The organism is Bifidobacterium sp. ESL0798 (assembly GCF_029395415.1).
Classification (GTDB): Bacteria; Actinomycetota; Actinomycetes; order Actinomycetales; family Bifidobacteriaceae; genus Bifidobacterium.
This window is the reverse complement of record NZ_CP113914.1, coordinates 168594-183136: the sequence shown is the minus strand read 5'-3', so window position 1 is coordinate 183136 and position 14543 is coordinate 168594. Positions and strand designations below refer to the sequence as shown.

The 14543-nt window shown below is 57.9% G+C and carries 8 protein-coding genes and 1 pseudogene; 5 read left to right on the top strand and 4 right to left on the bottom strand.

Annotation, left to right across the window (positions count from 1 at the left end; genetic code table 11):
• Positions 1–2160 (top strand): class 1b ribonucleoside-diphosphate reductase subunit alpha, encoded by a 2160-nt coding sequence (gene nrdE, locus OZX74_RS00640; protein ID WP_277157361.1) that lies wholly within the window; start codon positions 1–3, stop codon positions 2158–2160.
• Between the two features lie 146 nt (positions 2161–2306).
• Positions 2307–3641 carry a ribonucleotide-diphosphate reductase subunit beta gene (locus OZX74_RS00635; RefSeq protein ID WP_277156681.1) on the top strand — a complete coding sequence of 445 codons (1335 nt, stop codon included), beginning with the start codon at positions 2307–2309 and terminating at the stop codon, positions 3639–3641.
• Positions 3642–3867: 226 nt separating this feature from the next.
• On the opposite strand, the gene OZX74_RS00630 is transcribed toward OZX74_RS00635, so the two are convergent.
• Both OZX74_RS00630 and OZX74_RS00625 read right to left on the bottom strand, forming a co-directional pair.
• The gene (locus OZX74_RS00630) at positions 3868–5094 is read right to left on the bottom strand and encodes a putative ABC transporter permease (protein ID WP_277156680.1); all 1227 of its coding nucleotides are present in this window, start codon (positions 5092–5094) and stop codon (positions 3868–3870) included.
• Entirely contained in the window at positions 5054–5344 is a 291-nt protein-coding gene (locus OZX74_RS00625; protein WP_277156679.1) for a hypothetical protein, read from the bottom strand. The genes OZX74_RS00630 and OZX74_RS00625 overlap by 41 nt, the downstream gene beginning before the upstream one ends.
• Positions 5345–5669: 325 nt before the next feature.
• On the opposite strand from OZX74_RS00625, the gene OZX74_RS00620 reads away from it, so the two are divergent.
• The 3 genes from OZX74_RS00620 to OZX74_RS00610 all read left to right on the top strand — a co-directional run bounded on the left by OZX74_RS00620 (position 5670) and on the right by OZX74_RS00610 (position 12557).
• Complete coding sequence (locus tag OZX74_RS00620) at positions 5670–7274, top strand: BspA family leucine-rich repeat surface protein (protein WP_277156678.1); 1605 nt, start codon at positions 5670–5672, stop codon at positions 7272–7274.
• A 277-nt stretch (positions 7275–7551) separates the two neighbouring features.
• Positions 7552–10152, top strand: coding sequence for a YhgE/Pip domain-containing protein (locus tag OZX74_RS00615; RefSeq protein WP_277156677.1), 2601 nt, complete (start codon positions 7552–7554; stop codon positions 10150–10152).
• On the top strand, positions 10149–12557 hold the full coding sequence (locus OZX74_RS00610; protein ID WP_277156676.1) for a YhgE/Pip domain-containing protein: 2409 nt from the start codon (positions 10149–10151) through the stop codon (positions 12555–12557). Before OZX74_RS00615 ends, OZX74_RS00610 begins: the two co-directional genes overlap by 4 nt.
• A 132-nt stretch (positions 12558–12689) precedes the next feature.
• Here OZX74_RS00610 and OZX74_RS00605 read toward each other — a convergent pair whose 3' ends face one another.
• Both OZX74_RS00605 and OZX74_RS00600 read right to left on the bottom strand, forming a co-directional pair.
• Positions 12690–13481: an ABC transporter ATP-binding protein gene (locus tag OZX74_RS00605; RefSeq protein WP_277156675.1), complete on the bottom strand. Its 792-nt coding sequence runs from the start codon at positions 13479–13481 to the stop codon at positions 12690–12692.
• Between the two features lie 260 nt (positions 13482–13741).
• A pseudogene (locus tag OZX74_RS00600) lies at positions 13742–14380 on the bottom strand (FtsX-like permease family protein); the annotation flags it as partial.
• Positions 14381–14543 lie beyond the last annotated feature (163 nt).

Below are 14543 nucleotides of genomic sequence, written 5' to 3'. Positions count from 1 at the left end.
ATGGACAACACCGTCGAAGACACCGGTTTCGACCCGGAGCACGACTACCATTCGCTCAATGCCATGCTCAATCTCTACGATGAGGACGGCAAGATCCAGTTCGACAAGGACAAGGAGGCCGAGCGCGCCTACGTCAACGGCCACGTCGCGCAGAACACCATGAAATTCGGCTCCACTGCCGAACGCATCAAGTACCTCGAAGACAACCTCTACTACGAGAAGGCCGTCTTCGACCAGTACACCCCTGAGTTCCTCGACTCCTTCTATAAGCACGTCGAGGACTTCGGCTTCGAGTTCGAGACCTTCCTGGGCGCCTTCAAGTTCTACCGCTCCTACGCGCTGAAGACCTTCGACGGCAAGCAGTACCTCGAGGACTTCCCGCAGCGCTGCGCCGCCGTGTCGCTCGAGCTGGCCGCCGGAGACGAAAAGCTCGCCATGAAGTACGTCGATGAGATCCTCTCCGGCCGCTTCCAGCCCGCCACCCCGACCTTCCTCAACTTGGGCAAGGCCCAGCGCGGCGAGCCCGTCTCCTGCTTCCTCGTGCGCATCGAGGACAACATGGAGTCCATCTCCCGCGGCATCAACTCCGCCCTGCAGCTTTCCAAGCGCGGCGGCGGCGTGGCTCTGCTACTGACGAACCTGCGTGAGCAGGGCGCTCCGATCAAGCACATCGAGCATCAGTCCAGCGGCGTCGTGCCGGTCATGAAACTTCTGGAGGACTCCTTCTCCTACGCCAACCAGCTGGGCGCACGCCAGGGCGCCGGTGCGGTGTACTTGAACGCCCACCATCCCGACATCCTGCGCTTCCTCGACACCAAGCGCGAGAACGCCGACGAGAAGACCCGTATCAAGTCGCTCTCCCTGGGCGTCGTGATCCCCGACATCACCTTCGAGCTGGCCAAGCGCAAGGAGAAGATGGCCCTCTTCTCCCCCTACGACGTCGAGCGCGTCTACGGCAAGCCGTTCGCCGACATTTCGGTTACTGAAAAGTACGACGAGATGCTCAACGACGACCGCATCCACAAGACCTACATCGACGCCCGTGAGTTCTTCATGACCTTGGGCGAAGTGCAGTTCGAGTCTGGCTACCCCTACATCCTCTTCGAGGACACCGTCAACCGCGCCAACCCGATCGATGGCCGCGTCACGATGTCGAACCTGTGCTCCGAGATCCTGCAGGTGCAGGAACCGTCGACCTACAACGACGACCTGAGCTACGACCACGTCGGCAAGGACATCTCCTGCAACCTGGGTTCGCTCAACATCGCTAAGGCGATGGACGGCGGCCTGGCCGACCCGGTCGAGACCGCGATCCGCGCGCTGACTTCTGTCTCCGAGCAGACCCACATCGACTCCGTGCCGTCCATCAAGCGCGGCAACGAAGAGGGCCACTCCATCGGCCTGGGCCAGATGAACCTGCACGGCTTCCTCGCACGCGAGCACATGTTCTATGGCTCGGAAGAAGCGCTGGACTTCACCGACATGTACTTCATGACCGTGGCCTACCACGCCTACAAGGCCTCGCACAAGCTGGCCGTCGAGCGCGGCCACGCCTTTGCGACCTTCGAGACGTCCGATTACGCCAAGCCGGCCGGAGCGGGCAACTACTTCGACAAGTACACCGACGGCCGCCGCTCGCTGGAGCCCAAGACCCAGATCGTCAAGGACCTCTTCGAGCGCTTCGGCATCGCCATCCCCACCGTCGCCGATTGGCAGACGCTGCGCGACGAGATCCTGAAGGACGGCATCTACAACGAGTACCTGCAGGCCGTGCCGCCGACGGGTTCGATCTCCTACATCAACCACTCCACCTCCTCGATCCACCCAATCGCTTCGAAGATCGAGATCCGCAAGGAAGGCAAGGTCGGCCGCGTCTACTACCCGGCGCCGTACATGACCAACGACAACCTCGAGTACTTCGAGGATGCCTACGAAATCGGCTGGAAGAAGATCGTCGACACCTACGCCGAGGCCACCCAGCACGTCGACCAGGGCCTTTCGCTGACCCTGTTCTTCCCCGCCGGCGTGACCACCCGCGAGCTCAACAAGGCGCAGATCTACGCCTGGCGCAAGGGCATCAAGACCCTCTACTACATCCGCATCCGCCAGCAGGCGCTTGAGGGCACCGAAGTCGAGGGCTGCGTGAGCTGCATGCTCTAAATCCAGCGCTCAAGCCTCGAGCTGAAAAACACAAGTGCCCGCCAAATATCCGTTGATATTGGCGGGCACTTGCATAGATGCCTCTTACGAAATTGAGCAGCCGTGCGATACTGATAGATAATCACATACTTTATAAAGGAACTTTCATGACTTTTACCGCGATGGACTGGAATCTTGGCGGAGCGGACGCCGATGCGGACCGCGACACATTCAACACCATGACCGCGAATCTCTGGACACCCGAGCAGGTCTCACTTGCCGACGACGCAGAGGATATACACGGGTTGAAAGACGCCGAGCAAATTGCACTGAGCCGCGTCTTCGCAGGGCTCTCCGCCATTGAATCACTGCAGGCCGGCAGCGCGACCCGCTCCTTGAGTAGCGGCGCTGAACGGGATTGCACCGGGACAAGGCAGGCCGTTTTGACCGCCATCGCCTTCGCCGAGTCGATGCATACGAAGGCTTATTCTGCGCTTATCGCCGTGCTTGATAACGCCAGCGACAACACCGACAGCACAAACGCCTCCAACAACGCACCTGTAAACTCGACAGATTCTGCTGCCCATACCGGGCGTGCCAACGATTCCACACAATCCCCATTCGCTTGGGTACAACAGAACGAATCAATGCAGGAAAAACTGCGGCTACTCAATGACGTGTATGCGACTGCGCCCAATAGCACAGACAACGCCGCCGATCTGTCCATAAATCCGGCCGTTGACTCGACCCAGAGCAAAGACACGTCCGCTGATTCGTCAAGCATTACCTCGCCCACGGAAATCGCCACGCCAAATGTCTCAGCTTCTGATTCCGCTGACGCTCATGCTTGCAATAGCAGCCGAGATTCCAGCCCTGCCGCCGACCTCGGTGCACTCAAACGGCTCGCGGCGGCGGTGCTGGCAGAGGCTCTGCTGGCGGAATCCGGTTTCTATCTGCCGATGTGGCTTTCCAGCCGCGGGTCGATGACGAAATCTGCCGACATCATCCGCCTGATCAACCGCGACATCGTAGCGTCCGGTTCCTATCTTGGCGCCGTTTATCAGCAAAAACTGGAGATCTTTGACGACATTACCCGCGAATCCATGCGCCAGTATGTCTACGACCTGGCCAACAACCTGTATTTCGCCGAGGAGGACTACAGCTACGAGCTGCCCTACGGTGACCTCGGCCTCGAGGACGATATCGAAAAATTCCTGAGCTATAACGCCAACAAAGCCCTCTCCTATCTGGGATATCCGGCATTATTCCCCGCTGAGATCAGCCAGCCGAACCCGGCCGTCACCGACGAATTGAACGATATGGAATCGCTGGCATCCGCGCTTAAACCCGCCAGCCTGTTCGGCGGCAGCGGCATCAGTTTCGGGTCAACCGCTTCCGCGAGCGCCACCACCAGAACGCCATCTTCCTCGACCGCAACTTCAACGGGCGCCACCTCCGCGAACAAAGCCGAGGAAACCAGCGACGATGACTGGGACTTCTGATGCCGACCCATCGCGTCCTTCGACTGAAGGTTGCACCAAAACAAGCCACTGACCAACCTCCTGGATTACCCTTCAGCGGCCCAAATATGGCGGGAACCAAACAGTTGCAGAAGATTTGGACCCTAAGTCCACCTCAGCGACTCGAAAATGGCTGAACCGGGAAATTGCGCCATTTTTACCCCACCTATGGGTCGTCAGTGGCTTGTTTATGGCTGTATTGGAGGGATCATCCGCGGCCGGACCACTTCGGGTTGATGCTCATGGTCTGGAAACGCTGCTGCATCACCGAATTGCCAAAATGCTCGCCAAAGAATTGGGCAACCGGCGAGGTTTGCGGCAGCCCGGCGATACGGCCATACCAGCAATCCAGCGCCATCAGGGTGACGACGATATCGATAAGCATGAATACCAGCGCAATCGCCGTCAAGGTGTAACGCCACTTCCACGGGATGAGATTGATGAACTTCAGAATCCTCGGCAACAACTCCCGCAACCAAAGCAGGCCTGCCAGCCCCCAAAAGACCATGTATTTGCCGCTGGTCCGCCCGCCGAAAAGCGGCAGCCAGGCGTTCGAATAATCCCAAGCGACGATGCCGAACGCGACCTGCAAGAACCAGCTGACAAACGCTTCAAACAAGCCACCGATAATCGCGCTGAAAAAGAAAATCAGGACGGCGTTGGCATGCCAAAGCCGATTCAGACACATGGTCAGCACCACGGCGCCGAACCCGTATATCGGCGAGAACGGCCCCCAAATCAACCCTGCGCGGTCCTGCCAAACGTTGAAGAAAATCAGATGGTAGATTTCCTCGGCGATAAGCCCGCCGACGCAACCGACGACAAAAAGCCAGAACACGTTGAAAACATTGAGTTTGACATACCCTTTGCCGCTTGGATCGCGACCGAGCATACCGGCGCCTTTGGCCTCGATATACTCGTCGCGCTCGTCCATTCGCTTCAATTTGCGCTGAACGGCACGCTCGCCGATCAACGCGGGGTCAAGGGCGATCGCGAGCGCCACCAAAATCGCAATCTGGACCACGGAAAGCCCCACGCCAATACCGAGCCCTTGCAACGCCAGCGAGAGCATGCCCTGGGCCACCGTCACGCCCATCAGCACGTAAGCCCATTGCGCCGCGTGCTTGCGCAGGCCTCTCAGCAACATGACACCGAACACAATCAGAACGACGGCGTCGACAAGCGAGACGACAGTCCGCGTACAGGTGAGCAGGAACGTGAGATCAAGCGGATCGGCGTGAAGCCGGCCGGTAAAGAATGCATGGGCGCCATAGAAAATCGCATAACCGACGTACGGCACGCTGACGAGTCCGACCAGCAGAACCAAAACACCGTAGACACGGCCAATCAAAGTGAGATGCTCGGACGCATGGTTGGCGAGGTTGCGGGAAGCGTCACTGACGCCTTCGGCGGCGCGGGCGGCTGAATGCGCCACAGCATCTGCGGCAGAGCTCGCCGCTTTGCCAAGTACGTTTGCCGTTTGCCGAGGATTTAGCCGAGACCGTCACCCTGTCCAGAGCATTCGTCGGAGATTTCGCGGGATTACGCAAAGTTTTGTCGGCATTTCCGGCGCTGTCGGCCTCGCCGACTTTACTCGCCCATCCTGCCTTGCCGGCGTTGCCGATTTTGCCGGCCTTGCGGGTGAGCGGTTCGCTCGAATCTTCGTCACCAGGAGCAGTCCCCATAGTCTTACTCCTCTTCATAGCGTATCTTCTCAGTAATCCTCTCAAGGGTACCTTGCACTGCGGTCGGGTTCAAATTCGATTTGAAAAGAATCAATATGAATTAATCAATATATTCTTATTTGTCCCATAAAACCGATACGTTGGATTTGGGGATATTTCATATATCACACCGAAGATGGCGTGACGTCATCGCGCATAATTAAACATGCAATCTTTCCGATTGCAGACTACGCGAACAAATGAAAATCAGGAAAATCAAAATCCATAATTAGACAAGTATATAGAAACAACTGACTGTCCGACTAACGAATAATCAGGAAATCAAATGAAGACACGAAACGTAATAGCCACTGCGGCCGCTTCCCTGGCCGCTGCCGCCCTTGCCATAGTGCCGCAAACTGCGATGGCCGGCGAGCATCAGCCATCCTCCGAGAACACCAAGCAGACATCAGCTGCTCAAGCTCACTGCGATGCCAGCAAACGCTCGTTCGGCACCGACGCTTACTGGCAGTTGAGTTCGGACTGCTCGCAGCTGCATCTTGGCAGCAGATACGAAGGACGCATCGGCACCTTGCCGAACACCCGCCCATGGTATTCCGTGAGGTACTCGATCAAGCAGGTGACGGTGGATACGCCGCTCAAGGCCCACGCCGACTCCTCCCAGATGTTTTATGACATGCCGTATCTGACCAGCATCGATTTGACGGGATTGGACACCAGCGACGCTACCAGCATGAAGCAAATGTTCTACAAGAACCCATCGCTCGGCAGCATCACTTTTGGCGATAAATTCGACACCAGCAATGTTACCGATATGAGCTATATGTTTGCTTCGGATTCCACACTTAAAAACCTCGACTTGTCAGAGAAATTCGACACGTCCAAAGTCACCAACATGGATCAAATGTTCGGAGGAATGAAAAGCGCGACATCAATCAATCTCGGCTCCTCGTTCACGACGGGCAACGTGTTCACCATGGCTTCCATGTTCCGGGGCGACTCTGCGCTGACACGGCTCGACCTTTCCGGCTTCAACACCAGCAAAATCAGCAGTGACGACCGAATCGACAATATGCTCGAAGGATGCACCAATCTGCGTTTCGTCAATGTCGGGGCCAATGCGGCGTTCAGAGGCGCGGCGAACGCACCTTCCGCCAAATGGAAAAGCCAGGACGGTAATTGGACAGGTGATCCGGCCCTCGGTTTCGGGCAGGATTCGCCGAGCACGACCTGGTACGGCAAGGCCGAGGTTTCCGTGAGCTTCAGCGCCAACGGAGCGCAAGGTAACGCTCCGACGACGATGACACGTGACGCTTGGCCGGGCACGTCAGCCGAATTCGAGATGCCCGGACAAGGCGAAATGATCAATGCGGACCATACCTTGGCGGGATGGGCACACGATCAGGATGCGCAGGAACCCCATTATCTGGCTGGTTCCGTATTCACTGCGAACAATAACGACGATGCCACGATGCACGCGGTGTGGCAGCGTTCGGGAGGCGAAGACGGAACCGAGATTGGCGAGGGAGAAACCGCACCCGGTGAAGGTGAAGTCAGCGGTAGCGAGGGAGAGAACGAGATCGACGAAGTCGAATCCGAAGAAGGCGAAACCGACATCGACGAAGGTGAAGTCGAGCCAGAAGACGAGGAAACCGAGCCAATCGTCGCCGGGCCGACGTTGCCGGGAACGCCCGGCCACTCACCGATGACCACTCCGGGCCGCATCCCATCGCCCGCAGCCTTCACGCAAAAGCCCGCAGAAGCGCCCAAAGCACCCGACCAGCAGCAAACAGGAGGCGCACATCGGCAAAGCGGGCTGGCGCAGACCGGCTCACCCATCCTGCACCTCGCCATCATCGCCGTCACCCTGACGCTCACCGGTCTGGCCATAACCTTGCGCAGGTTCCCGGTCGACCGCCAATCGATCTAGACAAAACCATCCCAATCAACGAAGCACGCGCAACACGGCGGGAATGGAAGCACCGGCTCCATTCTCGCCGCATTCATAACCTCGCAGCAACAACCGTTCCGACCGTGCAATCACACAGCCCGCAAAACCGTCAGATTTATTCGCTTTGAACAGAAGATTCAGGGCATCAAATAGGGTGATACATCGGGGATAATAGTAGATACAAGCAGGGAATCGTCAGATCGAGTCCGACGTCGTTATTCCCTCCCCGATAGGACAAGCCCAAAGGAGCCCATTTATGAGCAATGTGCTGGCCATCGTACGGCGCGACATCGTGCGTCTGTTGCGTGTACCAGCCGCATGGGTAGTCCTGTTCGGGCTCGTGTTCATCCCGCCGCTGTATGCGTGGTTCAATATCGCAGGTTTTTGGAATCCTTACGGCAACACGAACGGCATCGAAGTGATCGTGGTCAACAACGACCGCGGCACCGATTCCAAAGCCATCGGCAAGATGAATATGGGCGCGCAGATCGTGCGCCAGCTCAAAGGCAACCACCAGCTTGGCTGGAAATTCGCCGGCCAGCGTGATGCCATGCAACGCGTTCAATCCGGGGAAAGCTATGCCTCCATCATCATCCCGGATAATTTCAGTGACCGTGTCGCCGGCGTCATCGAGGGACGCGGCGCACGCCCGACACTGGAATATTACGTCAACGAAAAGGCCAACGCACTGGCCAGCCGCATGACGGACACCGGCGCTTCGACGGTCGACAGCCAGGTCAACGAGACGTTCGTTTCCACGGTAAGCAAGGTGGTTTCCGGCATCGTCAACAAAACCGATGCCGACATCAACGCCAAAGCCGACACAGCCACCGCCGATACCCTCGCCGATCTGGACAAAGCCCAGCAATCCGTCGCCCAGATACGCAGCGATATCACCGACCTCACCGCCACGCTCAACGATGTTCCCGGCAAGACCAGGACAGCGCGCACAATACTCGACAAAACGCAAAAAGCCGGAGCACAGACCTCCAGACAGCTCAAGGGCGCCGCCGATGCAATCGACAATACACAGAACACGCTCAACGATTGGCGCAATAACGCCGACAGCACCCTGAACAACAGCTCGAATCTGCTTTCACAAGCCAGCTCGAACGCGAACATCGCCATCAATTCGGTCGCGGCGGGCCTCACAAAAGCCAACGGAGACGTAGGCTCAGCGCTTTCGACGGCCCAGCAGATCAACAACGACACCAATAGCCTCATCGGCCTTTTAGAGGAAGCCGGCATACCCGGCAGCTCCAGTGCCATCGCCGGTCTCCAAGCGCAGAACAAGCGCCTCGGCGATGCCATCAACGTCTTGAACGACCTCAATTCCAGCGAAAATCTCGGCGCGACAACGACCAATACCGTTTCCGCGGCCAACGGCATCGACACTGCCACGCAATCGGCTTTGGGCAACGCCGCGAATGCCAGGAAAACCATCACGACCGGAGCATTGCCCCAGCTGAACAACGGCTTGAACGGCCTTTCGACGGTAGCCGCCACATCCTCGGCCAACCTCGCTTCGCAAGGCTCGCTCATCACGCAATCCTCGCTCGTCTTGAACCAGGTCGACCAGGCCGCAGCCACCGCGGCCAAAGCGCTGGCCGGCACCGACAAAGGATTGGCGAACCTGCAACAGCATCTGTCCACGCTCACCACCGACATCACGGCGCTTTCCAGCTCCTCCACGCTTTCCGGCTCCGGCATTCTGGCAAAATCCGTGGGTGGCGACGGCAAGCTTGACGCTGCAAAAATCGCGGACTTCATGCTCTCACCCACCGTCCTCAACACGAAAGTGGTCTATCCGGTCACCACCTACGGCTCCGGCATGGCACCGCTATTCACGAACCTGACGCTGTGGGTCGGGGCATTCATGCTGGTGGTGCTGATGAAGCTGGAAGTGGACGACGAAGGGCTGGAAGACGAGCCGACGCCCGGGCAGCGTTATTGGGGACGTTGGATTCTTCTCGCGTTGATTGCGACGACACAGGCCATCGTCACCGTGCTAGGCGAGCTCGTCATCGGCGTGCAATGCCACAATGTGCCGATCTTCCTCATCACCTCGATGCTCGCCTCGATGGTCTACGTCAGCATCACCTACGCGCTCTCGACCTCGTTCATGCACGTCGGCAAGGCGCTGTGCGTGGCCTTGGTCATCGTTCAGATTCCAGGTTCGTCGGGCATGTACCCCATCGAGATGATGCCGAAGTTCTTCCGCGACATGTACCCCTACTTCCCGTTCACCTATTCCATCAACGCGTTGCGCGAGACCATCGCGGGCTTTTACCATGCCGACTGGTTCATCAATATGGGTCATCTGATGATTTTCGCCGTCCTGTTCTTTATCCTGGGCCTCGCGGTCAAGCCGCATATGGGCAATCTGCACAGCCTGGTCGACCGTCAGCTCAAGGCCAGCGACATCATCACCAATGAACCCGCGTTGCACAAGACCCACGAATACCGGATTTCACAGGCTCTGAGCATGTTGGCCAACAAAGAGGAATATCGCGCCGGCATCGAGGAAAGAGCCCGCAAATTCGCCTTGCTCTACCCCAAGCTGATGCGCGGGGCATTGGCATGCGGCATTGCCATACCCGCGGCCATGGCCATCACCTTCTCCCTGACCACAGGCACTAAGGTGGTTGCGCTGGCCGCATGGGTCATCTGGTTTTTGGTCACCATCATTTTCCTGGCTGCCGTCGAGTCGATCCGCGACAGCCTCGCCCGTCAGGTCCGCCTGGGCAATCTTGAAGACGATGCGGTACGTTCGTTGCTCTACGTCCGTCAACGGCCGCGCAAGAAGACAAAAGCCAAAACGGGTCATAAGAACACGGAAGGAGGTGACCGGCGATGAGAACAATCTGGAGACTCTTCCGCGGTGATGTTCGACGCATCACCAGCAACATCATCTCGATCATCATCCTGATGGGGCTGGTCGTCATCCCCGCGCTCTTTACATGGTTCAATGTCACCGCGAGCTGGGACCCGTTCGGCAACACGAAGAATCTCAAATTCGCGGTCGCAAGCGTGGATGCCGGCTATTCCAGCGATCTGATGCCCGTGAAAATGAAACTCGGCGACCAGGTCATCGGCCAGTTGCGCGCCAACAGCCAGCTCGATTGGACCTTCACCACTCGCGACAAGGCCATCGAGGGGACCAAAGCGGGCACCTACTACGCGGCGGTCATCATCCCCAAGGATTTCAGCCGCAACATGATGACCTTCTTCTCCTCAAACGCCAAGCACGCCACCCTTGAGTACTACACCAACGAGAAGAAGAACGCCGTCGCGCCGAAGGTCACCGGGCAAGGCGCGGACCAGATCTCCAAAGAGGTCAACGAGATGTTCGCGCGTACCATCACCGGCACCGCACTGAGCGTGGCGAACGGATTGTCGAAGCAGCTCGATTCCTCCAACGCCCGTAATCGTCTGACCACATTCAACGGTAATATCAACGATCTGGCCAGCCAGCTCAATGACTCCGCTACGAGTGTAGACGCCTACGCGGGTCTTATCGACGTCTCGCAGACCCTGCTTTCGAGCTCCTCGGCCCTGCTTGGCAACGCCTCGAACGGTACCGGCGAATCGTTGCGACAGCTCCACAAAGCCGGCGGCAGCATCAACGACGTTTCGAGTGCGCTCACCACCGCGGCTTCCGCGCTGTCGCAAGCGTTGAAGGCCAGTAGCTCAGGCAACGCGACTATCGGCACGAGCATCGGCAACGCCTTCGACAGCGCCGGCAAATCCTCCGCCGACGTTTCGGCGACACTGCGTAAACAGGCGGGTCTCATCGGCGAGCAAGCGGCACAATACCAGAAAATCCGGGATACGTTGGCCGGCTTGCCGACCGTTCCGAACGAAGCGCTTGCCAGCCTTGACGACATTATCGCGCACCAAAAGGCCCTGCAAACCGCTCTGAATACTTCAGCCAGCGATTTGGAGACGAAAACCGGAGACGCAGCGCGGCAACGCGAGCAAATCGTCAGCCTCACCAATCAATCAAAAACCGCCATCGACGGGCTCAACGCCAACTTCTCAGCAACCTTGAAGCCGCAGATTGCCAGCATCACTTCGTCGCTTTCATCCGTTTCCGGTACTCTTGGCACCGGGGCCGCCGACCTCAACAACGCGGTGACGGCGCTCAACGGCACCGCCAATCAGGCCAGCGACAAACTCCAACAGGCACGAACGACACTCAGCAACACCTCAGCAACGCTTTCACACGCCAGCGGCAAACTGGCCACGTTCAGCCAGCAATTGACCGAAGCGCTCAACAGCGGCGACATGGCCAAAGTCAAGAAACTGCTTTCCGGCGATCCCGACAAGCTCGCGGCCACTCTCGCCGCACCCGTCGCGCTGAAACGCAACGCGGTGTTCCCGGTCGAGAATTTCGGCACGTCGCTGACCCCGTTCTATACGTTCATTCCGCTATGGGTCGGCTCGCTCCTAATCGCACTGACCATCAAAACCGACGTTTCACGTGGGTCTCGGCGCAGGCTGGGCGAGATCGGTTCCGGAACCGGCTGGAGCTGGTTGCGCAGACGTCGTCGTCAAAAGAATCCCGGCACGAAAACAAATGCGGCCATTGCAGACAAAGCGGATACGCTCGTTCTCAGCAATCCAATCGATGCCGATAACGAGACCACACAACCCATAGATACCGCCGATACCCATATTGAGACCAAGACCGCCGCAACCTCGGCCTCACCGGATGACGAGTCCATCCCCATCGATGACGCCGGACGCCTGTTCACCGAACCGAAGTCCTACCAGCTCTTCCTCGGACGCTTCGGCATCTTCGCTTTCATTTCCCTACTGCAAAGCACCTTCTCCTGCGCCGGCACGTTGCTCTTCCTGCGCGTCCACGCGGTTCACCCGATGCTGTTCATGCTTTCCGGCTGGATTTCCGGCCTGGTCTATGCGTTTGTCATTTACACATTGGTGGCTTGCTTCGGCACCATCGGCAAAGCGATGTCGGTGATTGTGCTTGTCATGCAGATTTCCGGTTCTTCCGGCACCTACCCGTTGCAGGTGCTGCCGAAATTCGTGGCAGTCATCAACCCGTTCCTACCGGCCACCCATTCGATCCAAGCCGCCCGCGCCGCCATCGCCGGCATCTATCAGAACGATTTCTGGATCCAGCTGGGTATCGTCCTAATCTACGCCGCCGTGATGCTCATCATCGGTCTGCTCATGCCAAAGCCTTCAAAATTCAACACCTGGTTCTCCAAGCAAATGGAACGCACCAAGCTGATCTAACTGAAATCCGCTGGCAAGACCCACGAGAGATACGCGATTGACAATAAAACATAGCGGGTTGCAATCATCGAAACCGATAGTTGCAACCCGCTATGTTTTTAAAACTCTTAAAACAAATACTGCTCTTCTTGCTTAGCCTTGCACCTTGGCGGCCTTGGTCGGATTGACGAACGAAATCGGCGCGTCACCCTGCTGTGCGCCTTCGACCTGAGCACCCGTGGAAGCCGGCTTGCCACCCGCTGCCTCGTAAGCCTCGCGCGCCTTGTCATCGTTCCACTGCTCACCGACCAGAACGCCGTGGTTCAGCATAATCTCACGCTGCGCACACGAGGCGACCAGCGCATCATGTGTCACCACAATGATGGTCGTTCCCTGCGCGTGCAGCTCGCGGAAGAGGTCGAGCACGATTTTCTCGTTCTTCTCATCCAAGTTGCCGGTAGGCTCGTCGGCCAGGATCAGCTTGGGGTGATTGATCAGCGCACGGGCGATGCACACACGCTGCTGCTCGCCGCCGGAAAGCTCGCTTGGTAGGTGCTTCGCGCGGTCCTTCAGCCCGACGTGGTCAAGGGCTTCAAGCGCTTCTTGCTCGTCGACCACCGAATGGTAGTACTGCGCCACCATCACGTTCTCGACGGCGGTGAGGTGCGGTACGAGATAGAACTTCTGGAAGACCAAGCCGATGACGTTCTTGCGCACATCGGCCAGCTGGGTGGCGTTCAGATCGTTGAGTTCGCGGCCTTCCAGCGTCACCGAACCCTTGGTGGGCGAATCCATGCAGCCGATGATGTTCATCAACGTGGTCTTGCCGGAACCGGACGAACCGACTACCGCAAGCCACTGCCCCGCCGGGACGGTGAGGCTGAGGTCATCCACCGCGTGAAGGTCGCCGTAGATCTTCGAAATATGATCAAGTTCGAGCAGCATAGCCACTCCTTTCATTCATTACCAAATAATTGTTGCGTCGCTGCTGGTAAACGGACTCTACCGTCGTTTACAAGTCCGTTTACCAGCATCTACGTTGTTGCCTACGCTGATTAACACATTCATCGGATTCATCCGTTTATCAGTAGCCATTCACATTGCTGCTGGTAAACGGACTCTTAGAACGTGTCAGAATCCGTTTACCAGCACTACCGTCGATTTTCACGGCCAACCGTATTCCCGTATCATGGTATTTTTCATGCTCACTCCTCCTGCAGCACGACAGCTGGGTCGATCCGTACCGCGTTGCGCACAGGCGGCAACGAAGCGAGCACCGCGACCAGCATCGCCACCAACACAGAAGCGAGCGCCAGCGGCCAATTGAGCGACAACTTTTGCCCGAATACGGCAGAACTCAACGCACGGGCGAGCACATAGCCGATGGCGGTACCAAGCAACCCCCCGATCAGCCCGTAAAGCGCCGCCTCGACGGTGAATTCCACTGCGATATCGCCAGACGAGGCACCGAGCGCCTTGCGTAAGCCGATTTCGTTTCGCCGCTGGGAGACGATGGACGAAATCGTGGTGCCGACCCCGACGAGCGTCAGCACAAGCACCACCACGGTGACAATCCAGAACAGCATCTGCAGCATCGTAATGATACGGACATTGGACGAGGTGATCTTCGTGACCTTCTGCGCCTTGGCGTTGAGCGAAGCCTTCTTATTGACCACGTTTGTCAGGTCACTCAACCCGGCATCGCTTGCGTCGACGGAGAATTCGACGACGTCCGCACCGCGCTCAAAGCCGGTGAGCTTGTTGACGTCAAGATTGTTGGCATAGACCATATCATCCTCGCTGCCGCCGGTGTCGACGATGCCGTCCACCCGGAATTCCATCCCACCCGCGTTGGGAGCCGTGGGCTTCCATTCAGCGGGCTCGACCGAACCGGAATAATTTTCGGCATTCTTGACGTTTGAACCCACCGATTCCCATACCGCGAGGTTGACGGAACCGGGGCTTGCGGCAGACATCTTCATACCCGGCATGCTCTGTGCGCCCTTC

Bases quoted from the DNA above. Each gene is read 5' to 3' on its own strand.
- nrdE (WP_277157361.1), top strand. From the start codon at position 1: ATGGACAACACCGTCGAAGACACCGGTTTCGACCCGGAGCACGACTAC.
- OZX74_RS00635 (WP_277156681.1), top strand. From the start codon at position 2,307: ATGACTTTTACCGCGATGGACTGGAATCTTGGCGGAGCGGACGCCGAT.
- OZX74_RS00625 (WP_277156679.1), bottom strand. From the start codon at position 5,344: ATGGGGACTGCTCCTGGTGACGAAGATTCGAGCGAACCGCTCACCCGC.
- OZX74_RS00620 (WP_277156678.1), top strand. From the start codon at position 5,670: ATGAAGACACGAAACGTAATAGCCACTGCGGCCGCTTCCCTGGCCGCT.
- OZX74_RS00615 (WP_277156677.1), top strand. From the start codon at position 7,552: ATGAGCAATGTGCTGGCCATCGTACGGCGCGACATCGTGCGTCTGTTG.
- OZX74_RS00610 (WP_277156676.1), top strand. From the start codon at position 10,149: ATGAGAACAATCTGGAGACTCTTCCGCGGTGATGTTCGACGCATCACC.
- OZX74_RS00605 (WP_277156675.1), bottom strand. From the start codon at position 13,481: ATGCTGCTCGAACTTGATCATATTTCGAAGATCTACGGCGACCTTCAC.